The sequence below is a fragment of the Aequorivita soesokkakensis genome (genome assembly GCF_001641085.1).
In the GTDB taxonomy this organism is placed as follows: Bacteria; Bacteroidota; Bacteroidia; order Flavobacteriales; family Flavobacteriaceae; genus Aequorivita; species Aequorivita soesokkakensis.
Genome location: NZ_LXIE01000037.1, coordinates 1 through 24476, shown reverse-complemented (window position 1 = coordinate 24476; position 24476 = coordinate 1). Strand labels below are relative to the sequence as shown.

General features: G+C 37.5%; 25 protein-coding genes. 7 read left to right on the top strand and 18 right to left on the bottom strand.

Features of this window, described 5'->3' with window-relative positions:
- On the bottom strand, positions 1 to 1466 hold a 1466-nt coding region (locus A7A78_RS11900; protein ID WP_131811140.1), incomplete at its 3' end, for a CARDB domain-containing protein.
- A 76-nt stretch (positions 1467 to 1542) separates the two neighbouring features.
- Between A7A78_RS11900 and A7A78_RS11895 the strand changes: the two genes are divergently transcribed.
- The 6 genes from A7A78_RS11895 to A7A78_RS11870 all read left to right on the top strand — a co-directional run bounded on the left by A7A78_RS11895 (position 1543) and on the right by A7A78_RS11870 (position 7437).
- Positions 1543 to 2466: a NifU family protein gene (locus A7A78_RS11895; protein ID WP_068762687.1), complete on the top strand. Its 924-nt coding sequence runs from the start codon at positions 1543 to 1545 to the stop codon at positions 2464 to 2466.
- A 109-nt stretch (positions 2467 to 2575) separates the two neighbouring features.
- On the top strand, positions 2576 to 2776 hold the full coding sequence (locus A7A78_RS11890; RefSeq protein ID WP_068762686.1) for a dodecin family protein: 201 nt from the start codon (positions 2576 to 2578) through the stop codon (positions 2774 to 2776).
- A gap of 73 nt (positions 2777 to 2849) precedes the next feature.
- Positions 2850 to 4964: a thioredoxin domain-containing protein gene (locus tag A7A78_RS11885; protein WP_094746134.1), complete on the top strand. Its 2115-nt coding sequence runs from the start codon at positions 2850 to 2852 to the stop codon at positions 4962 to 4964.
- Positions 4965 to 4969: 5 nt separating this feature from the next.
- Positions 4970 to 5815, top strand: a complete 846-nt coding sequence (locus A7A78_RS11880) for a mechanosensitive ion channel family protein (protein ID WP_068762685.1) — start codon at positions 4970 to 4972, stop codon at positions 5813 to 5815.
- Positions 5816 to 5860: 45 nt separating this feature from the next.
- Positions 5861 to 6562: a hypothetical protein gene (locus A7A78_RS11875; RefSeq protein ID WP_068762684.1), complete on the top strand. Its 702-nt coding sequence runs from the start codon at positions 5861 to 5863 to the stop codon at positions 6560 to 6562.
- Positions 6563 to 6705: 143 nt separating this feature from the next.
- Complete coding sequence (locus A7A78_RS11870; RefSeq protein WP_131811139.1) at positions 6706 to 7437, top strand: hypothetical protein; 732 nt, start codon at positions 6706 to 6708, stop codon at positions 7435 to 7437.
- A 2-nt stretch (positions 7438 to 7439) separates the two neighbouring features.
- On the opposite strand, the gene tsaB is transcribed toward A7A78_RS11870, so the two are convergent.
- The 16 genes from tsaB to cyoE form a co-directional block, all read right to left on the bottom strand.
- Positions 7440 to 8099, bottom strand: a complete 660-nt coding sequence (gene tsaB, locus A7A78_RS11865; protein WP_068762682.1) for a tRNA (adenosine(37)-N6)-threonylcarbamoyltransferase complex dimerization subunit type 1 TsaB — start codon at positions 8097 to 8099, stop codon at positions 7440 to 7442.
- On the bottom strand, positions 8099 to 9379 hold the full coding sequence (locus tag A7A78_RS11860) for an efflux RND transporter periplasmic adaptor subunit (protein WP_068762681.1): 1281 nt from the start codon (positions 9377 to 9379) through the stop codon (positions 8099 to 8101). The genes tsaB and A7A78_RS11860 overlap by 1 nt, the downstream gene beginning before the upstream one ends.
- Before the next feature lie 2 nt (positions 9380 to 9381).
- Positions 9382 to 10713, bottom strand: coding sequence for a TolC family protein (locus A7A78_RS11855; RefSeq protein ID WP_068762680.1), 1332 nt, complete (start codon positions 10711 to 10713; stop codon positions 9382 to 9384).
- A 72-nt stretch (positions 10714 to 10785) separates the two neighbouring features.
- Positions 10786 to 11955 carry an efflux RND transporter periplasmic adaptor subunit gene (locus A7A78_RS11850; protein ID WP_068762679.1) on the bottom strand — a complete coding sequence of 390 codons (1170 nt, stop codon included), beginning with the start codon at positions 11953 to 11955 and terminating at the stop codon, positions 10786 to 10788.
- Between the two features lie 64 nt (positions 11956 to 12019).
- Complete coding sequence (locus A7A78_RS11845) at positions 12020 to 12439, bottom strand: DUF1801 domain-containing protein (RefSeq protein WP_068762678.1); 420 nt, start codon at positions 12437 to 12439, stop codon at positions 12020 to 12022.
- Positions 12440 to 12448: 9 nt separating this feature from the next.
- Positions 12449 to 13720, bottom strand: a complete 1272-nt coding sequence (locus tag A7A78_RS11840) for an ABC transporter permease (protein WP_068762677.1) — start codon at positions 13718 to 13720, stop codon at positions 12449 to 12451.
- Positions 13713 to 14957, bottom strand: a complete 1245-nt coding sequence (locus tag A7A78_RS11835) for an ABC transporter permease (protein WP_068762676.1) — start codon at positions 14955 to 14957, stop codon at positions 13713 to 13715. Before A7A78_RS11835 ends, A7A78_RS11840 begins: the two co-directional genes overlap by 8 nt.
- On the bottom strand, positions 14950 to 15657 hold the full coding sequence (locus A7A78_RS11830; protein WP_068762675.1) for an ABC transporter ATP-binding protein: 708 nt from the start codon (positions 15655 to 15657) through the stop codon (positions 14950 to 14952). Before A7A78_RS11830 ends, A7A78_RS11835 begins: the two co-directional genes overlap by 8 nt.
- A 141-nt stretch (positions 15658 to 15798) precedes the next feature.
- Entirely contained in the window at positions 15799 to 16032 is a 234-nt protein-coding gene (locus A7A78_RS11825; protein WP_068762674.1) for a hypothetical protein, read from the bottom strand.
- Positions 16033 to 16038: 6 nt separating this feature from the next.
- On the bottom strand, positions 16039 to 16566 hold the full coding sequence (locus tag A7A78_RS11820; protein WP_068762673.1) for a DUF420 domain-containing protein: 528 nt from the start codon (positions 16564 to 16566) through the stop codon (positions 16039 to 16041).
- 4 nt (positions 16567 to 16570) lie between these two features.
- Positions 16571 to 17194, bottom strand: a complete 624-nt coding sequence (locus tag A7A78_RS11815) for an SCO family protein (protein WP_068762672.1) — start codon at positions 17192 to 17194, stop codon at positions 16571 to 16573.
- Positions 17195 to 17225: 31 nt separating this feature from the next.
- Positions 17226 to 17870: a hypothetical protein gene (locus A7A78_RS11810; protein WP_068762691.1), complete on the bottom strand. Its 645-nt coding sequence runs from the start codon at positions 17868 to 17870 to the stop codon at positions 17226 to 17228.
- A 136-nt stretch (positions 17871 to 18006) separates the two neighbouring features.
- Positions 18007 to 18390 carry a cytochrome C oxidase subunit IV family protein gene (locus A7A78_RS11805; RefSeq protein ID WP_068762671.1) on the bottom strand — a complete coding sequence of 128 codons (384 nt, stop codon included), beginning with the start codon at positions 18388 to 18390 and terminating at the stop codon, positions 18007 to 18009.
- 18 nt (positions 18391 to 18408) lie between these two features.
- Entirely contained in the window at positions 18409 to 19392 is a 984-nt protein-coding gene (locus tag A7A78_RS11800; protein ID WP_068762670.1) for a cytochrome c oxidase subunit 3, read from the bottom strand.
- A gap of 137 nt (positions 19393 to 19529) precedes the next feature.
- The gene (locus tag A7A78_RS11795; protein WP_068762690.1) at positions 19530 to 20111 is read right to left on the bottom strand and encodes a cytochrome c oxidase subunit 3; all 582 of its coding nucleotides are present in this window, start codon (positions 20109 to 20111) and stop codon (positions 19530 to 19532) included.
- Positions 20112 to 20154: 43 nt separating this feature from the next.
- The gene (gene cyoE, locus A7A78_RS11790) at positions 20155 to 21048 is read right to left on the bottom strand and encodes a heme o synthase (RefSeq protein ID WP_068762669.1); all 894 of its coding nucleotides are present in this window, start codon (positions 21046 to 21048) and stop codon (positions 20155 to 20157) included.
- Positions 21049 to 21173: 125 nt separating this feature from the next.
- Here cyoE and A7A78_RS11785 point away from each other — a divergent pair, with 125 nt between their 5' ends.
- Positions 21174 to 22199 (top strand): MBL fold metallo-hydrolase, encoded by a 1026-nt coding sequence (locus tag A7A78_RS11785; RefSeq protein WP_068762668.1) that lies wholly within the window; start codon positions 21174 to 21176, stop codon positions 22197 to 22199.
- Positions 22200 to 22205: 6 nt separating this feature from the next.
- On the opposite strand, the gene A7A78_RS11780 is transcribed toward A7A78_RS11785, so the two are convergent.
- Positions 22206 to 24296 (bottom strand): gliding motility protein RemB, encoded by a 2091-nt coding sequence (locus A7A78_RS11780; RefSeq protein ID WP_068762689.1) that lies wholly within the window; start codon positions 24294 to 24296, stop codon positions 22206 to 22208.
- Positions 24297 to 24476 lie beyond the last annotated feature (180 nt).

Genomic DNA, 24476 nt, shown 5'->3' with positions numbered 1-24476 from the left:
GGGTTCGCTATTGGCTGGGGTCTAAAAGTAATCACCACCGAATTGCTATCAACCCTACAAATACCGTCTACTGCTTCAACAGAATATATGCCATCTGTGGTCACGGTTAACGTAGCATTTGTTGCTCCTGGAATAGCAACACCATTTCTAAACCATTGAATATTAAATGGTGGATCTGTTACGCCAGAATCCAAAATAACTGGTCTTCCCAAACAAGCTGGGCCGGGGTTAAGAAGTATTCCAGCAGTACTAAGGTCAACAGGATATATAAATTCATTATTAGTTTCATCTGTTTCAGCAACAATACCGGTACCATTACCAATATCATCTACTACAGCTCGAAGGTTAAAATTGTTTGGTGTTGCAATAGGAATATTTAGCGTAATAGTTCCACTTTCAGAGCCTCCAATTGGTATTATAGTTGTAGTTGTTGTTTGGCCAATTAAAACCGCATCCGCATAAAAAGCAACAGGTGTGTTGGCCGGAAGTTCATTGGTACTGTTAACATTATAAACCGTGTATTCTACATCAATATTATTATTTTGGCATAATACCCCAAGATCATCTATTTCTATGGTCGCATCAGGCAATTCAGAATTTACACTGGTAATAATATTATTTACCATTATAAAATCCTGTTGCGATTCCAACTCAATGAGAATGCTTGTGTCGCCTTGGGCAACAATTCCCGTCAAATCGTAATAATCCAAATCCATATTATAACACTGGGCATTTAACGGAGCTCCTATATAAGAATTGGTTCCGTTAAAGGCATTATTAGAGGGATTCAATGGGGGATTGTCAATCAAGGTGCCATTAATAAATAAACTTTCTCCATTCGCTATTTCCGCTTCACCCTCCCAAGCTAAAAAACCAATTTTTGAGAGTATGTCTGAACTTACATCAATATTAGTCAAGGTAATACTCAAGTTATTGTTATTGGCAGAAACACTTTCCAAACCATCAAAAAGACTTATTTGGTTAAGCAATAATGAAGGATCTTCATAAATTACATAAATACCCCAACCACCAAAATTGGTTCCACAATACTGATTTAACAATGCCTGCACATCCATATCGGCAAATGTATAAGTGCCATTTCCAGTAGCAGCCACTAAAGCCGTAACGTCAGCATATGCAGAAAAATAAGGCTGTCCATTAAAGGTGTGGCTGAAGATTCGCTGTGCGCTAATGGGAGTTCCATTTATCGATACATCAAAATCTCCAGTACCAATAGAGCCCCAATAAAGATGAGCAGATACAAATGTTTGTCCAGGATTTAATGATAAAGTAGCACTGCTTTGAAGTAGCTGTCCACAATACCCGTTAAAATTTGGCTGTGCGTTCAAGGTATTTCCTACTGCGGTGAAATCGTATCTTCCGTTGAATTGTTGGAACAAGGTTACTGGTTGCGAAAAAACGAAAAGTGGAAATACAAATATTAAGAGAAGTATTAATTTTTTCATAAATCTGGGTATTACAGTGCCAAATATATTGAATACATTGTTTTTCTTTTTATATTTTTGCAAAAAAAACAACTAAATGTCCCATTTTAACATAGAAATTTCACAAACAAGCAACCAAAATATTGTTAAATTTATTGCTAATTCTTTCTTAACACGCGCTACTAGCTACGAATTCAAAAATATTGACGAAGCAAAATCCAGCCCCTTGGCACAACAGCTTTTTTACCTGCCTTTTGTGAAAACAGTATATATTTCGCAAAATTTCATTGCTATTGAAAAATATAGCATTGTTGAATGGGAAGACGTACAGCAAGAAGTTGCGGATTCAATACTGGAATATTTAAATGCTGAAAAACCGGTAATTCTTGAAACCGCCGCGCCCAAAAAGATTCCTGTCAGCGTTTATGCCGAAAGCACGCCCAATCCATCTGTAATGAAATTTGTAGCCAATAAACCATTGGCAACCGGAACTTTTGAGTTCAAGAATATTGATGACGCCATCCATTCTCCTTTGGCCAAGGCATTGTTTAATTTTCCTTTTGTGAAAGAAGTTTTTATCAGTGCCAACTATGTTTCGGTAATGAAATACAACGTTACGGAATGGCAGGAAATCTCCATGGAAACACGTGAGTTTATCCGAAAATTTATAGAAGACGGAAAACCGGTTTTGAACGATGAGATACTCAACAATACAAATGTTTCCGCAAACAGCTCTTCTTCAGAAGTAAGCCCTTTGGAAAAAAATGAAAAAGTGCACAGCGATATTGAAAAGGAAATAATTTCAATTTTGGACGAATATGTAAAACCAGCTGTTGCGAGCGATGGTGGCCATATTCTTTTCGACTCCTTCAATGAAGAAACAAAAACGGTAAAGGTTATTCTGCAAGGCGCTTGCAGCGGTTGCCCATCCTCAACCATCACTTTGAAAAACGGAATTGAAACGATGCTTAAGGAAATGCTTAACGGGCAAGTAAACAGCGTGGTTGCAATAAATGGATAATATTTAAAGCTTTCTAATCTTTCCTTTTAACTTAATTTTCAGAAAATTAACTTCTAATAATTGTAACTTGGATTTCTACTAATTTTAAAACCTAAAAAACCAAGAAATTATGGCAGTATTAAAAGTTATTGAAGTGCTTGCAAATTCAAGTGAAAGCTGGGAAGACGCAACCAGAAATGCAGTAAAGGAAGCTTCAAAAAGCGTGAAAAATATTCGTTCTGTGTATTTACGCGAGCAAAGTTGTGTAGTGGACGGCAACAATATAACCCAGTTCAGAGTGAACGTAAAAATTACTTTTGAAGTAAAATAAACACTTCAAGGAATTCTTAAAATACGCTTTTGAATATTCAAAAGCGTATTTTTGTTTTCCTAAAATCCCATCTATGCGGTTCGCACTTGCTTTTTTGGCAATAACTTTTATGTTTGGTTGCAATTCTTCAAAAAAAGAAACTTTGGAAACACACGCTTTTACAAATGATTTAATCAACGAATCCAGCCCATATTTGCTGCAGCACGCCCACAATCCCGTAAATTGGAAACCTTGGAACGATGCTACCTTGCAACAAGCCAAAAAGGAAAAAAAGCTGATGATAATCAGCATCGGTTATGCTGCCTGCCATTGGTGCCACGTTATGGAGCACGAAAGCTTTGAGGACAGTACGGTAGCGGCTGTGATGAACAAAAATTTCATTTCGGTAAAAGTAGATCGCGAAGAAAGACCGGATGTAGATCAAACATATATTAACGCGGTCCAGTTAATGACCGGCAGTGCGGGTTGGCCTTTGAACGTAATAACACTGCCAGACGGAAGACCGGTTTGGGGCGGCACTTATTTCAAAAAACAGGATTGGATTGATGCAATCCAGCAAATACAGGATATTTATACAAAAGAGCCCGAAAAATTAATTGCTTATGCCAACAGGCTTGAAGAAGGCATAAAAAGCATGGATCTTGTCCATTTGAATACGGAGGATGTAGATTTTAAGAATTTCCCAACTGATAAAATATTAAAAAATTGGTCGCAACAATTTGATGAAGAAAATGGAGGTTTTAAAGGCGCTCCAAAATTTATGATGCCGAATAATCTCGAATTTTTGTTACGACAAGCCGTTACTGAAAATGACGAAAAATTATTGGGTTACGTAACATTGACTTTAGATAAAATGGCTTACGGCGGACTTTACGACCAATTGGGCGGCGGCTTCGCGCGTTACAGCACCGATGAAAAATGGCATGTGCCCCATTTTGAAAAAATGCTTTATGACAACTCACAGCTTGTAAGTCTTTACAGTGATGCTTATTTGATTACAAAAAAACCTCTTTATAAAGAAATTGTTGAAGAAACCTTGGATTTTGTAGCCCGTGAAATGACCAACAAAGAAGGTGGTTTTTATTCCTCCTTGGATGCAGATAGCAAAACCGAAACAGGAAAACTTGAAGAAGGCGCATTTTACGTTTTCACTTCGGAAGAATTGCAGGCGCAGTTGAAAGATGATTTCAAAATTTTTCAGGAATATTATAATGTGAATAGTTACGGCAAGTGGGAAAACAACCATTATGTGCTTATAAGAAAAAAGAGCGATGCCGAAATTGAAACAGAATTTGGGCTTACTTCCGAAGCATTACAGCATAAAAAGAAAAGTTGGAAAAGCACACTCCTGCCCTATCGCAACAAAAGAGCAAAACCCCGACTGGACGATAAAACATTGACTTCGTGGAACGGATTGATGCTTAAAGGCTATGTTGATGCCTACAAAGCTTTCGGCAAAAAGGAATATTTGGACGTAGCCTTAAAAAACGCAGCATTTCTTTCGGAAAAACAACTTCAGAAAAACGGTGCTTTGTTCCATAATTATAAAGATGGGAAAAGCAGCATTAACGGTTATTTGGAAGATTATGCCTTCATCATGGAAGCATTTATAGACCTCTATCAAATAACGCTTGACGAAAAATGGCTTACACTTTCAAAGAAAATGGCTGATTACGCAATGGCGAATTTCTTTGATTCGGAAAAACATATGTTTTATTTCACTTCAAAAGAAGACCCGGCAATTGTTACAAGAAATTTCGAGTATCGCGACAACGTGATTCCCGCTTCAAATTCAGTGATGGCGAAGAATCTTTTTATGCTTTCGAAATATTTTGAAAATACGGGCTTTGATGAAATTTCACATCAAATGCTTAAAAACGTTTCGGTGGAAATGGAACAATACCCAAGCGGCTTTTCAAATTGGTTGGATCTTTTGAGCAATTTCCAAAACGATTTTTATGAAGTTGTTGTTGTGGGCGAAAAAGCTTCGGAAAAAATTAAAGAGCTCAACAGCCAATATCTGCCTAACATTGTTATAGCTGGCAGCACAGCTGAAAATAATGGGCCTTTGTTTGAAAACAGATATTTTCCAAACGAAACGTTGATATATGTTTGTGTGAACAACGCCTGTAAATTGCCCGTGAAAGACACAAAAATTGCAATTGAATCATTAAACAAAAAAGAATAAATTTTATGGAAAAATTTCAAGACTTTGATATTTACATTGAAAAGTATGGACAAAAATTTTTAGATTTTTTACCAAACGTAATTGGCGCAGTATTAATGCTGCTGATTGGCTTGTGGCTGATTAAAATTATAAATCGGTTTATAAAAAAGTTTTTTGACAAGAAGGATTATGACCCTACGCTTGAAAATTTTATAGCCAGCCTAATAAATTGGGGGCTTAAAATTGTGCTCTTTGTTTTGGTAATCACGCAACTTGGCGTTGAATCGGCCTCATTGGTTGCTATTATTGGGGCAGCCGGACTTGCGGTTGGGTTGGCCTTGCAGGGATCGCTTGCAAACTTCGCTGGGGGCGTACTTATTTTATTGATAAAACCATTTAGAGTTGGTGATTTTATTAGTGCCCAGGGCGTAGATGGAACCGTAAAGGAAATTTCTATTTTTAATACAAAACTTACCACTTTTGGAAATCAGCTCGCCATTATACCCAACGGAAAATTGAGCAATGACAACATAATAAATTATACAGAGGAAGGCGTGCGTCGAGAAAACCTAACTTTCGGCATAGGTTATGATGATGATATAAAACTAGCGAAGGAGATACTTCTTAATTTGGTAAACGAACAAGAAACGGTCTTGAAAATTGAAGATAAAATGCCAATGGTGGCCGTGGCCGAACTTGGCGACAGCTCAGTGAATTTCACACTGCGTTATTGGGCCAAAAACGAAGATTTCTGGAACCTGCGCTGGCATATTTTGGAGGAAGGAAAAGCACGGCTGGAAGCTGCCGGAATTTCTATACCTTTCCCACAACGCGATGTTCACCATTTTAATTTGGAAACTTTAAAGAAATAAATCCTTAATTTTGCATTAGTTATTTTAAAAATTTAAAAATTAATTATGAAAAGAATAATATTATTCAGTTTTACTTTACTTACAGCTATTTCAGGTTTTTCCCAGGCTGCAAACAGTAATTATGACGTCTATTCAAGAACCATTGATCTAAATCAAAAATCCTTGGCTTTTGGACTTACAGAAGCCCAGTTTGAATCCATAAAAGATGAAGCTTACGCCAACCCTAATTTTTTACAGGGGAACATTTATCAGGAGGACCAACTTATAAAAAGTGATGTGGCTATGCGCTACAACGCTTATGCAGATGAAATAGAAATTAAGAAGAATCCTTCTGATGAAACCTACGGCGCTTTGATAAAAAACCCAGACATATTTGTGAAGATAATCAAGGACATTTATGTTTTTGTGCCCTATGAAGGCTCTAATGAAAAAGGCGGATATTTCAATGTTTTGAGTGATGGGAAAACCTATGACCTATACAAAAAAACCAAAGCTGTTTACAAAGAACCGAGAAAAGGACAAACTACCTATGAACGCGACACCCCGCCATCATTTGCTAAAAATGTAACTTATTATTTGGTTCAAAATGGTACTTTTTATGAAGTACCGAGCAGCAAATCGAAAATGCTTAAAATGATGGATAAGAAAAAGACAGAAATAAAAGCATATATGAACGAGAACGATTTAGATCTTGATAAAGAAGGAGACTTAATAAAAGTGGTTTCCTATTTTGATTCGCTTTTGTAAAAAAAACAATAAAAATTTGACGAAAAAGCAACAGGAAACCGTTGCTTTTTTTATTGAAGTAGCTTTTCATAATATTATCCCCAAATGAGGATTACTGTATTTAATTGTAATTCAGTATATTTATAATAATCAAAAAAAATATTATGAAAAATATCATTCTACTCATCGCGTGCATGCTTTTTGCATTTCAGGGCTTTTCACAAAAGAATTTCAATAGAAAGGGAGCAGGCTCTTCAGGAGCAGCTAATAATAATTATGATTTTTACCTAAGAACTATAGACATTAACCAAAAGTCCTTAACCTTTGGATTGACAGAAGCTGAATTTGATGCTATAAAAGATGAAGCGTATGCAAGTCCAAATTTTATAGAAGGTAATATTTACCAAGATGACAAAATGGTTAAAAGCAATATTCCTATGCGCTATAATGCATATTCTGATGAAATTGAAATAGCCATAGACGATACAAACTACAATGCACTAATGAAGGATCCCAGTATCTATGTGAAAATTGCAAAAGATATTTATGTATTTATACCTTATGAAGATTCCAATGAAAAAGGAGGATATTTTAACATACTTGCAGACGGCAAAACGTATGACTTATATAAAAAAACAAAGTCTATATTTCTAGAGCCTGTTTTCGCTACAACCAGCTATGGAAAAGATAGGCGTGCATCCTTCGATAAAGAATCTACTTATTACCTTATGAAAAACGGAACTCTATATGAATTGCCCGGCAATAGCTCAAGCATATTGAAAGTGATGGATTCTAAAAAACAAGAGGTGAAAACCTATGTAAAGGAAAATAATTTAGATCTGCGCAAAGAAGCAGATTTATCAAAAGTAGTTCTCTATTTTGATTCTCTTCTGTAAGTTTACCCTAAAATAAATTCCTTTAAATAAAAAGGTTCAAAATAAGCGACATTCTCAAAGTCGCTTATTTTGTATTTGGCCTCGGCCATAGCAGCCATATCTGCGGAAGAAGGAATGGCATCTTTGTGAAAAACTGCATTTTCGTGTTTGCACAAAGATTCAAATTTATTGGAACCGTCACCTATAAAAATAGTTTTCCGTTCGTTCAAATAGTCAGAAAATGAATTTTCATCTAAAATTTCTGCCTTTGTTTCCCGAATCTGTTTTTTTCCTGAATTAAATACCGCTGAATAAACTTCCATTCTCCGGGCATCAAGCAATGGGATTATATAACAATCTTCACACACTGCTTGCTGCACCAACACTTGCAAAGTAAATGTGGAAATCAAAGGAATATCCAAAGCAAAGCACAAACCTTTTGCCGCCGAAACGCCAATACGCAAGCCCGTATAAGAACCTGGGCCTTTGCTCACGGCAACAGCGTTTAATCTGCTTTTATCTAGATTTGCGTCGTTTAAAACTTGCTCAATAAAAACGTGAAGTTTTTCAGCATGTGAATATTGTTTGTTATTCTCTTCACGAATGGCCTTTATTTCGCCGTCAACAGCAATTGCTACCGAACAATTGGTTGTTGAAGTTTCAATACAAAGTATAATGGCCATTACTTTTCTTTTTTATCCTTTTCAGGAACGGAAACCTCAACTTTATCGCCTTGCTTCAAGGATTTTGTAACGGTGTTGTACGACCCGGTAATTACAGTTTCGCCTTCTTTCAATCCAGAAATAATTTCAATATTTGAATCGTCCTGAATTCCAGTTTTAACGACACGTAATTTGGCTTCTTCTCCTTCTTTTACATACACCGCTTCAAATTTTTCGGCTGTGGCATTTGAAACTTCGGTTGTATATGTTTTTTTGGTTTCAGTAGTATCTGTTTTTATAACAATAGCACTGATTGGGATCCCTATAATGTTTTTCTTTGTGTTGGTAATAATATCAACCGTTGCGGTCATTCCCGGACGGAAAGGTGAAAAACTTTCAGGCTTTCCTTCTGTTAGGTCCTTGTAGGATTCTGGAACAATGCGAACTTTCACCTTAAAATTGGTAACCTGATCTGCGGTAAGCGCACTTTCAGCACTGTTTGCTATTTCGGTTACAATCCCCTTGAATTCACGCTTTAAATATGCGTCAACCTCAACAATCGTTGAATCGCCCAAGGCTACTTTTACAATGTCATTTTCGTTTACATCTACTTCAACCTCCATATTTTGAAGATTGGCAACCCGAACTATTTCGGTTCCCGCCATTTGTGCGGTTCCCACTACCCTTTCGCCCAATTCAACGGAAAGCTTTGAAATGGTTCCGCTCATAGGAGCATAAATACTGGTTCGGGAAAGATTATCAACAGATTGTTTCACGTTCGCGGAAGCACTCTGTACATTGTAATATGCAGCCTGTGAACTTGCCTTGGCCATATCATAATCGGCTACCGATTTGTCCCATTCAGATTTTGAAATTACTCCTTTTTCAAATAGGGCTTTGTTACGTTCGTAATTTAGTTTTGCATTTTTCTCGCTGGCCTGCGCTTGACTATACTGTGCACGAACATTTTGCAATCCGGCTTGAGATTGGCTTACAGCTGCCTGAATTAGATCTGGATTTATTCTTACCAAAAGATCGCCTTTTTCAACGGTTTGGCCCTCTTTTACGGGAAGTTCAATAATTTCCCCAGAAACTTCGGAAGAAAGCGCTACTTCCACTTCCGGTTGAATTTTTCCGGTTGCGGCAACGGTTTCAATAATGTCAATTGGTGAAATTTGGGTTATCTCAACTTGTTTAAAATCGCCAGATTTTCCGAACCAACCGGCTTTTTTTCCAGCAATAAGGACAACAATAAGCAATACAACAACTACAATAGTCCAAATGAGTTTTTTTTTCTTCATACTTAAAATTTTAATTCACTTGCGGGAACGCCAAAATATAATTCCAAAACTTTTAGTTTAAAAATATAGTCAAATTTACTTCTGTTTACCTCAACTTTTGCATTATCGTAACGCAATTTTGATTGGCTAAAATCGAAGGCATTTGTCAAACCTACATCATATCTGTCTTTTGCATATTGATAAGCCAACTCCTGCGACTCCAACGCCACCGAAGCAGCTTCATAAGCTTTCAACGCGCCATTGGCATCCACATAGGCCTGATATACACTCGATTCAAGATCGAGCTGGGTTTGCTCTAGCTGGTATTGTGTATTTCTTAAATTCACCTTACTTCGTTTCACGCTACTTCTAACTGCGAAGCCATTAAAAATCGGCACATTTAGCTGTAAACCATACCCAATACCGTCATTTAAATACAATTGTTCAACAAACTCCCGGTTCAATGGATCATTATCTGCATAACGAGTGTTATAACCAAAAAATGCTGAAAGTGTAGGGTAATATCCACCACGTGAAATCTGAACATCCTTTTCAGCCAACTCTACATTTTTCTGTGCAATTTTTACTTCGGAACGCGTTTGTTTTGCACTTTCAATAATTTCAGAAACATCTTTATCGGCAATGCCTCCGTCAATAATATTATATTCTTCATCAGAGATATCGAAGTTGGTATAATCCTTTATCAACAACAATTGGGCAAGACTGATCAAAGAGATTTTCACAGTATTTTCATTTACTGCAATCTGTCTTTTTTCGCCAGCATCCGTAGCTTTAATTTCCAAAAGATCACCACGCGGAAGTACGCCGGCATCAACAAGATCATTCGTCCTTTGCAATTGTTCAAGTGTAACAATATTTTGCGATTTGGCCACTTCAAGATTTGCCTTGTTCAACAAGACCTGTAAATAGGAATTTGCAACGGCCAGCGCAATATCGTCCTTCATTTTGTCCAAACGGTACTGTGCCGCAAGTTCTGAAAGTTTTGCGCGTTGAAGTTGGCGAACATTCCGCAAACCGTCAAAAATTGTGTAGCCAACGTTTATAGCTGCGGAAGCCGAACCAAAGGTGGTGTTCTCCAATTGGTTGGTTGTTGGGTTTAAACTCAAACCTGTATTTTTGGAATAAGATGAATTTGCGTTTAAGGATGGCAAAAAGTTGCCGGTTGCCTCAAGTTTATCAGCTTCGGCAAGTTCAATATCCAGCTCGCTTTGTTTTACCGAAATATTATTTTCAAGGGCATGGGCCACACATTCCTGCAACGTCCATTTTTTATTTTGGGCGGTTAAAGAAATGCTTAGTATCAAAAAAAAGAAAGGGATTGCTATCTTCTTCATAAGTTTTATTGTTGCTATGTATGTCTTTTATATTATTGATGTGTTACAAAACTATGGATAAAATAAAGAATTTTATCCACGGCCACCCATTGGTGTTGCTGGTTTCAGTTGGTTCCAAACCTTAATGTTATCGTCTTTTGAAACTCCGCTTTTCACTTCAACGTCTATGCCGTCGCTTACGCCCAATTCCACATCGCGTCTCTCAAATTTTTGCTCGCCAACCATTACTTCTACGAATGGTTTTTCAGTTTTGGGATCATATTGAACCAAAGCTTCCTTGATGGTCAATACGTTTTCAGATTTAGCAAGAATAATGGATGCATTGGCACTCAAGCCTGCACGAATAAAAGTATCTGTGGTATCGAGATTTTTCATTGTCCCTTTAATTTCAAACTGTATCGCACCATTTTCACTGATTCCTTTTGGGGCAATGTAATCCAATTCTGCATTAAAAATTTTATCCTGAATTGCACCCACGGTAATTTCTAACGGGAGGCCTTCCCTAATTTTTCCCACTTCGCTTTCATCCACTTTTCCTTCAAAAATCATTTTGTCAACATCTGCCAAAGTAGCGATGGTGGTTCCATCGTTGAAATTGTTCGCTTCAATAACTTGGTTTCCTGTTTTCACGGGAACGTCCAGCACCATTCCGGAAACTGTGGCGCGGATTTCAGTATTTGCCGAAGCGCCCAATCCGCTGGTGGTTCCAGTTTTTACGATGTCGTAATTCTGATTGGCCGCCGTAAGCCCAACCTGTTCCTGCTTAAGTCTTTGCTGTGCTTGGTTATAGGCAAGTTGTGCATTGTCAAACTCATTTGCAGAAATCACTCCTTTTTCAAATAATGCTTTTTGGCGGTTATAAATACTCTTTTGGTTTTCCAAAGCCAATCGCGCTGTTTCCACTTGTGTGCGAACATTATTTATATTGCTTTTTGCATTGTTTAACGAAGACACATTTGGAACCACTTTTACCTTTGCTATCAAATCTCCAGCTTTTACAACAGTGCCTGCTTCCACATAAATTTCATCTATAATTCCTGAAATGTTGGGTTTTATGAGCACTTCTTCTTTTGGAACAATACTGCCCGTAGCCACTGTTTTTTTCGTGATTGAGCCCATTACGGGTTTTTCTGTTTCATAAACAACGGGGTCTTCCATGTTTTTTGAATACAGCCAGTACATAGAAGCCGCAAACAATACTGCAATTGTAGCTAGGATGATTATGGTTTTGGTTTTTTTCATTTTTTTTGATTGTTGAAATTATGGTTTTTTAATTGATGATTTTTTCTGTTTTTACTATTTCAATTTAAGCCCCTAAAAGCGGCAAATTTTTTATTTTATGATATGTCAATGCCATTTCCATGCAATGTTTCAATTCTTTTTCGGGTATATTTTCATTCAGTTTAAAAACAATAGCTCTGTTACCTTCAAAGTTGAATTTATCTTTATAAACTGCTTTAAATGTTGAAACCAACTTGGAAGTACATTTAAAATAAACCGCAACCTGGTCTGGAGTTTTTTCTTTCCAATCCATCCGCAATGTGCTTCCGTTTTTTGTTATATAACTTGGCTCGCCCCATTTTAGTGTTTCTTCAAGTTTTTCAAGCCCCTTCGTTTCTAATGCTGTATTCAAAACCAAATCCCTAAGGTGGAGCATTTTCTCCTTAACTCCTTTCGGATAGTTTTCAAAAATAGCTGCAACTTTTGGATCGCTTGTTAATTCCATTATTAATATTTATTCAGTTCGTAACGCTTCAACAGGCTTTACCTTTATGGCGTTTTGTGCAGGAATTAGTCCCGCCAAAAGACCTGAAACAATTAAAATAGTTAAAGCAATAAACACAACTCCGATGTTAACCGACGGATTTATGAACATCATCTCGCTGGTGTCCATATTACTGAGTTGATAGTTAACAAGCCAGAGCACAGCCGTAGCCAAAACGATTCCTGCCATACCCGAAACGATGGTCAAAAATATTGACTCCAATAATATCTGTGCACGGATACTCCAAGGCGTTGCGCCCAAAGCACGCCTGATTCCTATTTCCTTTGTGCGTTCTTTTACTACAATAAGCATAATATTGCTGATACCGATAATTCCTGAAAGCAGCACGAGAATACCAACGAAATAGGCTACAAAATTTAAAGCTGTAAACAGGCCGCTTATTTTGCTGTATTCTTGGTAAAGGTCGAAATTTCCCACGGCACGGTCATCATTCGGGTTTATGGTGTGGCGTGTTTTTATTACATCAAAAATTTGACTTTTTAATTCAGTTATTGAAAAGCCATCTTCAGCAGTAATTGCCATCCAGCCAACAATGTCGCCCATATTAAACGCTTGCGAAAAAGAAGTAAAAGGAACATATATTTCTTTCTGCATTTCCTCGGGATCGCCATTGTTTCCTTTCTTTTTATAAGTCCCGATTACCAGAAAATTAACACCGTTTATTTTAATGTAGGAACCGATCACCTCTTCGCTTGGAGCGTAGAGGATACTTTGAACGCCACTACCGATAATGGCTACTTTTCGTTTTTCGTTTATATCGGAATAATTTATAAATCTACCCGAAGTAATATCCATTGGTTGTTGCTGGATTATTTCGGGATAATCGCCATACACGTTGAAAGCGCCCGTTTGAAGGCCTCTCACCACGTTATTGCTTCCGCGGAAACCTCCCAGCTGGTTTCTGGGCGAAACATATAGTAGTCCATCCACATTTTGTTTTATTGCAGGAACATCGTCTGTTTTGAAGTTATACCTACGCCCTTTCGGTAAACCTTTATAGGGCTGCGAAGCGGTTTGGGACCACATAAACATGGAGTTGGTGGCCATTCCGTTAAAACCTTGTTTTATGCCGTTTTCCAAACCGTTACCGGCGGCAAGCAAAATGACCAAAATAAAAATACCCCACAGCACTCCAAAAGCCGTCATTACGGTTCTGAACCAATTGCTGCTTAGGGCTTCAATTATTTCGGCCCAACTATCCCTGCTAAATAATTTACTCATCGCGCAAAGCTTCTATGGGTTTAATATTTGCGGCACGGTAAGCAGGAAAAAATCCCGCAACGGCACCCGCAACAACAAGAATTATTACCGTTGTAATTGCTACCGAAAAATTGACGGAAGGATTCCGTATGTAATCTGTTTCAATGAACGGTCCAACAAATTGCAATAATAGCATACTGAAAATAAGCCCAACAAAGCCAGCCACTGCGGTCACAAAAATAGATTCGTGAAGAATCATTCCAATAATGGACCACGGTTGGGCACCGATGGCTTTACGCACACCAATTTCTTTGGTTCGTTCCTTAACGATGATAAGCATAATATTGCTTACGCCCACAACGCCAGCAATGATGGTACAAATACCCACGCCCCAAAAAAACCAGCGTATCATATTGTTTAGGTCGTAAAACTTTTTTGCATTTTCCAAGGTATTATTTACGTTCACTGCCCTGTCATCCGTTGGCGAAATGGTGTGCGCTATTTTTAAATCGGTTTCCAATCCAGCGGAAAAGGCTTCGGAAGCGGCGAGTGCATCTTCATAATTGTCTTGTTTTTCTAGCGTAAAAGCCAAAGACCGAAGTTTATCACCCGCATTAAAAACCCGTTGCGCAGTAGTCAACGGGATAAAAAGCCGTGTTTCCTCACGCTCTCCCCCCGGGTCTGAATAAATACCTACAACCTTAAATTTTATTCCGGCAATGTCCACATATTCACCAATAGCATTTCCTTCTTTAAAAAGATCGAGATATACTTGGTTTCCTATAATCGTAACTTTTTCAAAATTATTTAAATCGCCCTGGTTTATATATCTTCCAGCTACAAGGGTTGCATTTTCAAGAAATTGATAATCCCCGCGAACACCTTCAACTCTGTAGCTTCCGTTTTCCTTTTTGTAAGTAGTTAATTGCCCCCATCTGCTGTAAACGCCCGATTTATATTCAAGCTTATCGCGGTTTTTATTCACCGCCATTTCATAATCGCGGTTGTCCATTTCTATTATCCGGCCAGGATTAAGGCCTTTATATTCTTCTGAAGTTACATTTGTCCAAACACTGATGCGATTTGTGGCGTCTTTTTCGAATTCCTTTGCAACCCCGTTGGACATTCCTTGACCAATGGCGAGCAGAATTACCAAAATGAAAATTCCCGAAGCGACGGAAAGCCCGGTAAGAAACGTTCGCAGTTTGTTTTTGCGAATGGCTTCAAAAATTTCCTGCCAGCGTTCAATATTAAACATAGCTTTCAGTTTTTGCACGCACTTGATTGACGATGGAATCATCAATAATCAATCCGTCCTTTAGGTTCACGATACGCTTGGTCATATGCGCAATATCGTCTTCGTGGGTCACGATAAGGATTGTTTTTCCTTCGTCATTAATTCCTTGGATCAGCTCCATTACTTCATACGAAGTTTTTGTGTCCAATGCTCCCGTAGGTTCATCGGCGAGCAATACTTTAGGGTCGCTAGCTAAAGCTCGAGCAATTGCAACACGCTGTTTTTGCCCTCCCGAAAGCTCGCTGGGAAGATGTGATGCCCAATCTGCCAAGCCAACTTTTTCCAAATAGTGCATGGCTTTTTCGGTGCGGATGTTTCGTTTTACGCCTTGGTAATACAAGGGCATCGAAACGTTATCCAATGCAGATTTATAGTTGATTAGATTAAAAGATTGAAAGATGAAGCCCAAAAATTTATTGCGGTAGCGGGCAGCAACTTTTTCATTTAAATTCTTAATTAAAGTGCCGTCCAAAGTATAGCTGCCTTCATCTGCTTCGTCAAGTATCCCGAGAATGTTTAATAATGTAGATTTTCCCGAACCGGAAGAACCCATGATGGAAACCATTTCGCCTTCAGCAACCGTAAAATTTATACCTTTTAAAACATGGAGTGAATTCTTGCCCATGTGATATGATTTGTGAAGGTTTTTTATTTCTATCATCCTGAAAATTGTTGGTTTACAAAATAAAGGGGAAATCCACTTTAAAATGTGAAATTCTTGTTAAGACTTGAAAAGATTACTGTTTTCGGTTTTTTATAAGACTTTAAAAACCTCTACTTGTTACAGTAAACCACCGAAAATTTAATCGGTATTTTCGGAACGTGCCTTTTTTCGGCTACGGTAAATGGCATAGCCTACGCCGGCAATAAGCAGGTATGGAAAAATCATCAAGTAAACAATACCGTTGTTGATGCCTTTTGCGGCCTGCCCGCCTTCCTCGCTCTCCAAAACAGCGCGGCACATGGCACATTGGGCTTCTGCGGGAAGAACGACAATGAGAAGCAAGATAAAAAGTATGAAAATTTTAAACTTCATAAGTTATTAATAATAGGGCGAAATCATCAAATAAACGATGACGCCAGTTACAGCAACATATAACCAAAGTGGATAGGTTATGCGTGCAATTTTTCGGTGCATATAAAACTGTCCGGAGATTGCCCTAACATAAGTTATCAGTACAAAAGGAATTACTACTATAGACAATAAAATATGCGTTAAAAGAATAAAATAATAAACATATTTCAACATTCCTTCCCCACCATATTTCGTAGAATCGGAAGTCATATGATAGGCTACATACATTACCAAAAACAATACGGAAAAGATAATTGCGGTTTTCATCAACCTTTCGTGTTTTTTTCGATTTCCCTTTCTAATTTGGAAAACCGCCGTAACCAATAAAATAGCAGTCAGTCCATTAATGGTTGCATAAATTGGCGGTAGAAAACCCAAACGTTCCACTCCAGGAATTTTTACAGTGAACAACACTGCTACGGCTATTGGAATGGCGATGGAAAGTAGCCAAATCCAAATATTGTATTTTTTAGTATTTCCCTGCGTTGTCTGCATGCCTTTATAAAAGTTTTTTAATATCCTCTTTCAACATTTGGATTTCTTTGTCTTTCAAGCCATCGTAATAAATAATTGGGTTTCCGCTTTCGTCTTTTCTTGAACGGATGTTTCCCTCTTCATCAACAAGTGCAAAAAAGCCAGAATGTTCAAAACCGCCTTCCACTTCGGAAACTTCTCCAACATATAGATTGAAACCTTCATTGGCCAGTTTAAAAATAGCTTCCTTTTCGCCCGTCAATAAATGCCATTGCGGTTTTGTAATTCCTTTGTTTTGGGCATATTCCTTTAAAACTTGAGGTGTGTCGTGTGCAGGGTCAATAGAAAAAGAGGCAATTCCAACTTTGGGATTTCCCAAAAATTCATCTTGGATTTTAATCATGTTTTCCGTCATAATTGGGCAAATGGAAGGGCAAGTAGTAAAGAAAAATTCAACGATATAAACCTTGTCCTTAAAAGTTTCGTTTGTGACTGTCTTTTCATTTTGATCAGTAAAACTGAAAGCTGGCACAGCCCCTATGGTTGCAAGATCAGGTTCAGAAACAGATTTGATGATTTTCGGAATCGCCCAAATTCCGAAGATTAAAATGATGAACGAAATTCCTATGTATGAATAATTCTTTTTCACCCTATGAATACTTTAAATGAAACCATTTCTATTATATTTCCCGTTTGTCGTTATACTTTTTTAAAGCCCGTCTATATTCTGCCAAAAGCACTTTAACGTCGTCACTCATTTTGTTGTTAATCTCGGCAATCGTGCTGGAGTCAAAACCATACATTACGCCTTCATCTTCGTCGTCATCCCTCCCGCGCAGGTTTCTTTCTTTATCAATTATAAAAACATAGGGTGTGGATAAATTGGAATCCAACTCAATGTTGGATTTTAAAGACTGAAAAACCTGTTTAATATCCTCTGGTGAACCGAAAGCGAAATGCCAAGCATCCGTGGGGGCAATCTGTTTTAGCTTTTCTTCAATATTTCTTGCTTGTTCTTCTGTTCCAGTTGGCAATAGAATGACGAACTGAAACTCGTTAAATTCATAGTTTTTACTGTAAATTTTGTGGGCAAGATTGTAAGCATACGCCCTGTGAATTTCCAAATCGCTTCCGAAGAAACCCAAAACCGTGATGTGATCTTTTAGCTGAACGGGTTTCCCTTCAAGGGTTTTAAATCCGTTTAATTCAGTAATTGAATTAGTGAGCAAGGGAAGTGTAGCAAAATTATTTTTCCCGGACGCAAAAAAAACATAAGCCGTAATGGGCAGTAAAAAAAGGATGCCGAGAACCAAATACTTCTTCATTTTACAAATTTTTTTTGCTTTTGCAAAAATACAGGGTAAAAGGGGGTTGGGCAATGTTTTGGGTGTTAATTTTAAAATAGAGAGCATAAAAAAGCCCTCAACTTGAGGGCTTTTTTTATAAATCTTAAAATCGGATTTAGAAATTAAATTTTATAAAACCAATTTTATAAACCTCATAAATATAATCTCCTTCAATTAATAGAAGTACCACCAAATAACTTATTAAGAATAAGGTAGTCCATATTACCGCTCTTCGCAAACCATTGGTTTCGTCGCGCATGTGCATAAAGTCCCAAGTAATGTAATAGGCTTTAAAAAGGGTAAGCAGGATGAATATCCAGTTAAGAAGTTTCAGTGCCAAAAATCTGTGATCCACCAAAAAGTCTGGGCGGATAATACCCAATGCAACTTCAATGATAGTAACTATGGAAAGTATAAAAAATACGCCCCAAATTTTACTTACGTTCGATTTGAACTTTAAAGTTCCTCTAAATATTGCTAATTTATGTTCGTGTGCCATTTTTTAAAATATTGAAAGCTATACAAGATAAAAGAAGGTAAATACAAATACCCAAACCAAATCTACAAAGTGCCAATAAAGTCCAACTTTTTCTACCATTTCGTAGCTGCCTCTGCGTTCGTAGGTACCCAATATTACGTTGAAAAATATAATACAGTTAATCAGAACTCCCGTTAATACGTGGAATCCGTGAAAACCAGTAATAAAGAAGAAGAAGTCCGCAAACAGTGGGTGCCCGTATTCATTATGGTGAAGGTTTGCTCCCTCAACCACCATATGGCCATCGTTCACAACCTTTGCGATGGATTCTTCCCTTGATAAAATTATATGTTGTCCGTGTTCGTCTTTATGTTGAAGTCTAACCAAGAGATTGTCATTGGCCAAGAACCCAGCTTTTACCTGTTCAAAAGAAACACTTGGGTAATATTCTGCTTCGTTTTTAAACCATATTCCATTTTCTTTGGTTTGCTCAGTTCGTTCTCCTGTTGCAGCAGCAGCAAAATCACGAAGGGCAACGCGCTCTCCTTCTTTGTCCAAAAATTGAACAATCTGTCCGCCTTTGGTTTCAATTGCGCCGTAATCTCCTTTAATAAAAGTATTCCACTCCCAAGCTTGCGAGCCTACGAAAATAGCTCCTCCAATAATAGTTAGGAAGAGATAGAAAATAACTTTTTTCTGTTGCATTTTATGCCCTGCATCTACGGCCAAAACCATAGTTACGGACGAAAAGATCAGAATAAAAGTCATAAACGCCACATAATACATTGGCGCATCTACTCCATGCAGAAACGGAAAGTGGGTAAAAACTTCGTCGGCGATAGGCCAGGCATCCACAAATTTGAATCTTGAAAATCCATAAGAGGCAAGAAATCCAGAAAAAGTCAAGGCATCAGAAACGATGAAAAACCACATCATCATTTTGCCATAACTGGCTTTTAGTGGCTGGTTTCCGCCGCCCCAGGTTTTTCCCTCGGTACCTGTTTTAACAACAGTAGCTTCCATAAAAAGAAATTGGTTTTAAATAAAGGTTCAAAAATACGTTTAATTTTTATTTAACGAAACATCATTTAAAGTTTTATATAAACCCATTGAAAAATCCAATAAAACGATGTTCTGTGAATCCTTAAAGGACAATATTATCATTTCACAAAATATAAAAATAAAAAGAGGTAAATCCACACTACATCAACAAAATGCCAAAAAGTTGCAGCTAGTTCAACGCCAAGTGTTTTACCGTTTTCATATTTTAATTTATTATCATTATAAATTACGACCAGAAGCGATATGAGCCCTGCAAAAACGTGCGCAACGTGCAATAACACCACCAAATAAATAAAAGAAGTAGTTATACTGCTCGTAGGTCCTGTAAAATTATATCCGTTTTGAATGATTTCTGAAAACCCAATGAATTGAAAAATTACAAAAAAACAGCCCAATATAAAGGTAGCCATCAATAGAATCATTCCGATTCCATTTTGTTGCGCTTTATATTTTAATAAAGCTAAATGTACTGTAAAACTACTTGCAATTATCAATGCCAAGCTTATGTAAAAAGCTTGTGGAATCTCAAAGGTTGAAATCCAATCCGGTCTTTCCTTACTTACCACATAAGCACTTGTAAGACCCGCAAAACTCATCGTTAAACTAATAATACCAAACCAGAGCATGTTCTTTTTTGCCCTATTTGTTTTTTCCTCTTCGCTTCCTTCGGTTAAATCTATTTTTTTACTCATTGTTCTTTTCTGTAAAACGTCCATGCTTAAATTATCTTAAAAATTTATCTGCAACATAAATTATTTGCAGTAACGTAATATAGCTCACGCTTGCAAGCATAAGCTGTTTGGCGGCTTTTGAAGTTTTTTCTTTATAAAGGCGAAGAGCGTAATAAATTAACCCAATTCCCAAAAGACCAATCAAAACGCCTGAAATTGGGGTTAAATATAATTTTCCAGTAATACCCAAAACAGGTATCAAGGAAACAAGTACCGTCCAGATTGTGTATAAAATAATTTGTATTGCCGTTCCCTTATCTCGCTTTCCGTTGGGAAGCATAAAAAAACCTCCTTTTTGGTAATCGTCAAAAAGAAACCAGCCAATAGCCCAAAAATGTGGAAACTGCCAAAAAAACTGAACCATAAACAAAGTTCCCGGTTCTATGCCAAAATTGCCCGTTGCGGCAACCCAACCTAACATAAACGGGATAGCTCCCGGAAATGCGCCCACAAAAACCGAAAGCGGGGTTTTGGTCTTTAGTGGTGTATAAAGGCTAACGTACATAAAAATGGAAATAGCTCCAAACATTGCAGTTATTGGGTTTATTGAGTATAAAACCACAATTCCCATTATTGTAAGAACACAGGCCAAAATAAATGCGGAACGGACGCTCATTTGTCCAGCCGGAAGCGGCCTATTTTTGGTGCGGTCCATCAGCGCATCTAGATCGCGCTCTATTATTTGGTTATATATGTTTGATGCACCCACCATACAATAACCGCCTAAACACAATAGAAAAAGTATATAAAAATCTATAGAGTCTGCACCCAACAAATAACCAGCAACAGAAGAAAACACTACACTCACCGAAAGCCGAAGCTTGGTAATTTCAGTGAAATTCCTAATGACGGACTGAGTGATTGTTTGTGATTGGGTAACGGACAAGCTCTTATTTTTAGGCTGCGCAAAGATACGCTTACTGTATTTTTTTTCGCAATATATTATCAACAATCTTATGCTTTTATTTCAGCATTTTTGTTAATTTGAACCGATTTTAAAAAATAAAACAAATGCTATCAAAAATAATTTTCAGCGCAACTCTACTTTTTTCTTTTTTAACGGTTTATTCGCAAACTGATACTGGCAATAAATTCAATACAAAACTTATAAAAGTTAATAATAAAATCTACATGCTTCAAGGAAAAGGTGGAAATATTGGCCTTAGTTTTGGCAATGAAGGAATCTTTATGATTGACGACCAATATGCCGAGGGTATTGAGCAGATACAAAAAGACATTAAAACAATTAGTAAAAATCCCATACAGTTTTTGGTAAACACACATTTTCATGGCGATCATACTGGCGGAAATGCAGTTTTAGCACAACAGGGAACAATAATATTTTCGCAAGAGAATGTTCACGCCCGTCTGCAGGGAATGATTGCCGAGGAAAAGAAAAAAATTCCGCAGGAAATACTTCCAGTAGTTACGTTTTCCGAAGACCTTACTTTTCACTATAATGGTGAAAAAATTTATGTATTCCATGTCCACAACGCCCATACCGATGGAGATGCGATGGTGTATTTTACAGACAGCAACGTACTGCACACCGGCGATGTTTTCTTCAACGGGAAATATCCTTTTATAGATACTGATAATGGTGGCAGCATACAAGGATATATTGATGGCATTGGGAAGGCATTGTTACTAATTAATGAAGACACAAAAATTATTCCGGGCCACGGTGATGTAGGAACCTATAAAGATCTTCAAAAAGCATCCTATATGCTTTCAATTATATACAAACGTGTAACGACACACTATATAAACAAAAAAACCGAAGAGGAAGTTGCACAGATGAAGGATATTACCAAGGAGTTTGATGACCTAGGTTATGGCGATGGTTTTATTTCAACTGAAGCTTTTTTAAGAACTGTGTATAAAGAAGTTGCCAAAGAGCGCAGCCCTATTGACAAAAACGCTGAAAAAAACCGGCAAGCACGCGAAAAGCTAGAAAAAATGCAAGAAAAGCAAAATAGCCCGCAAGAAAACAAAACTCCCCCTCAAAACGTGAAGGGAAGTAACGACGTAGATTAAGTTTTCTTAAAAATCGTAATACCAGTTAAACAAATCTGTACGGATTCCAAAATTAACCCAACTGGTTTGATTCTTGAAAACAGTTTCCGTTTCCACTTTTGGGTCAAAATTTCTGAAAATAAAGCTTCCGTATATTTTTAAATTGGTAGCTGGGTTTATTACATATCCAGCCTGCACTTCAGCGTGGAAAAAATCTGTGGTATTTCCTTGGGCAACTTCGTTTCCATTGTCAGAAATTCTATCGTCCTCATTTCCATAGATGCTGCTGCCGTAAAAGCTTGAATCATCGGGAGTGTTAAACTCAAAACCGCGTTTTGCAATAATGAATTTGGCATCGCCATAAATCCTTCCGCGTTGATAGCGAGCAATGGTTATAAATTCAGAAAAATTGGCGCCAAGGGTGTGCGCCATCGATTGATTGTTGTGTCCATAATTAAGAACAACAGTATTGTGTGAATACGTATATGGACGGACCCTATTATATTCCGTCTGCAAATAGAGATTTTTTAAACCAAATGCATCATAATATTTTAGCCCCAATTGATACCCGGTTTTGTTTTTATAGCTCCCTTTTCCGCCAAAAACATCGCTAGAGGAAAATTCGTCAATAATAAGTTGTCCATAGGCATTTACACGGTCATTTACTTTATACTTTCCGCTAATCCCAATCAAGGCATTTCCGCCGCGTGAGCCTGTTGAAAATTCTATTGCGCGGTAAAATATGATAGGGTTTAAATAATTCACGTCAAAGCCGCGGCCATTGTCATTTTGCCAAATAACCGATTCAAAAAGACCAATGTTCAATCTTTTGGTTATGTTATAACTCAAATAGTGGTTTGCCATATATTTTGTTCGGAAGGAACCATCTTCGGTAACTTCTGGGCGAACATCACGCAACGACATCCAAGTATTGGTGTATTTTAGCTTCCAAAAAGTAGTGTTTATTTTGAAGAAAGGATACGCGCTGGCATTATCACTCGTGAAAAGAGAACGATATCCGTCCCCCAAAAAGGTTTTTCCGTGACCAAGTTGAATATTGAAATATTTTGAAGGCGTGTAAGAAATGTGTCCAGTTGCAATTGGATAATCATAGGAATCTGATCTAAATCGCTTCGCTATACCGCGCCCAGGGATAATTGCTGGATTTCCGCCATCCGGTTTTATGGATTCAGCATAACGGTTGAAATAATCCGCAAAACGCCCTTGGCTTTCATAAATAACCCCGAAAAAACTAAGTTGCTTGCCAACTCCTCCTTGGGTGTAAACCAAACGCGTATTGTTATAAGTATCAATATCTGCGTCAAAATCTTTTCCAGCTTGCAAATCTACACCTGCATCCAGCGTTAACCAATAATCTTTTCCTTTGATTGTAGCAAGGTGCTCGTTCCAAAGCTTTCGGCCAAACCACGAAGTTTTGTTTTTTAAAATTTCTTTATTGGCTGCTTCAAAATCGTAATATTTATTTACCTCGGAATAAATATACGGTTTCTGTGCTGTGTGATTGTTCAAGCCAACACGATTGAGCGCAGGATCAAAAAGGCTATAATTGTGGTGTGAAAGCGGAATATTCACATTGCTTCTGTATTCTTCATTGTTATAAGGAAGATTTACTACTTCTTCATATTCATTTACCAATGCCTCCCTCTCGTTTTTCTTTGCAATCTCTGTTTTTTGAAGAATACTTTCGCCCGGAGCTACCAATGGAATTGCAATGGGCAATGTGAACTGAACATAAGTTGGCGTACCGTTATAGGTTGCGGGTTTCACTTCGGGGAGACTTTCAAAAACGCTTCGTGCTTCTTCCTTTAATTCATCATAAATTCCATCAACATATAAAACTTTGAATTTTCCCTCTTTCGTAACTTCAAAAAGCACATTTACATTGCCTTTGTAATTTTCAGAAAAAACAATTTCGGGAACTTTGAAATTTTTAAAAATGAATTGTTGAAGTGTGTTTTTAAAACAATTTTCCAAAGCATCAACATCTGCATTTTCACATTCCTTAAAAACCGGATATTTTTCATATTGGGCGGCAGGAACCTGTGCGAATGATGCTATTGAAAAACAAAAAATAGAAAGGAAGATAAGCTGCTTCATTTGTGTTTGCTCGTTTAAACCCGAAAGATACAGTTTTTTTGCAATGACCGGTTTCAAAAAAAGCCCCCTTTTTTAAAGGAGGCTTTTCACATTTATATTTGAAATCTTTTATTGGATTTTAAAAGTAATTGGAACAGTATAAAGCACGTCCACATTCCTGTCACATTGTTTTCCGGGTTT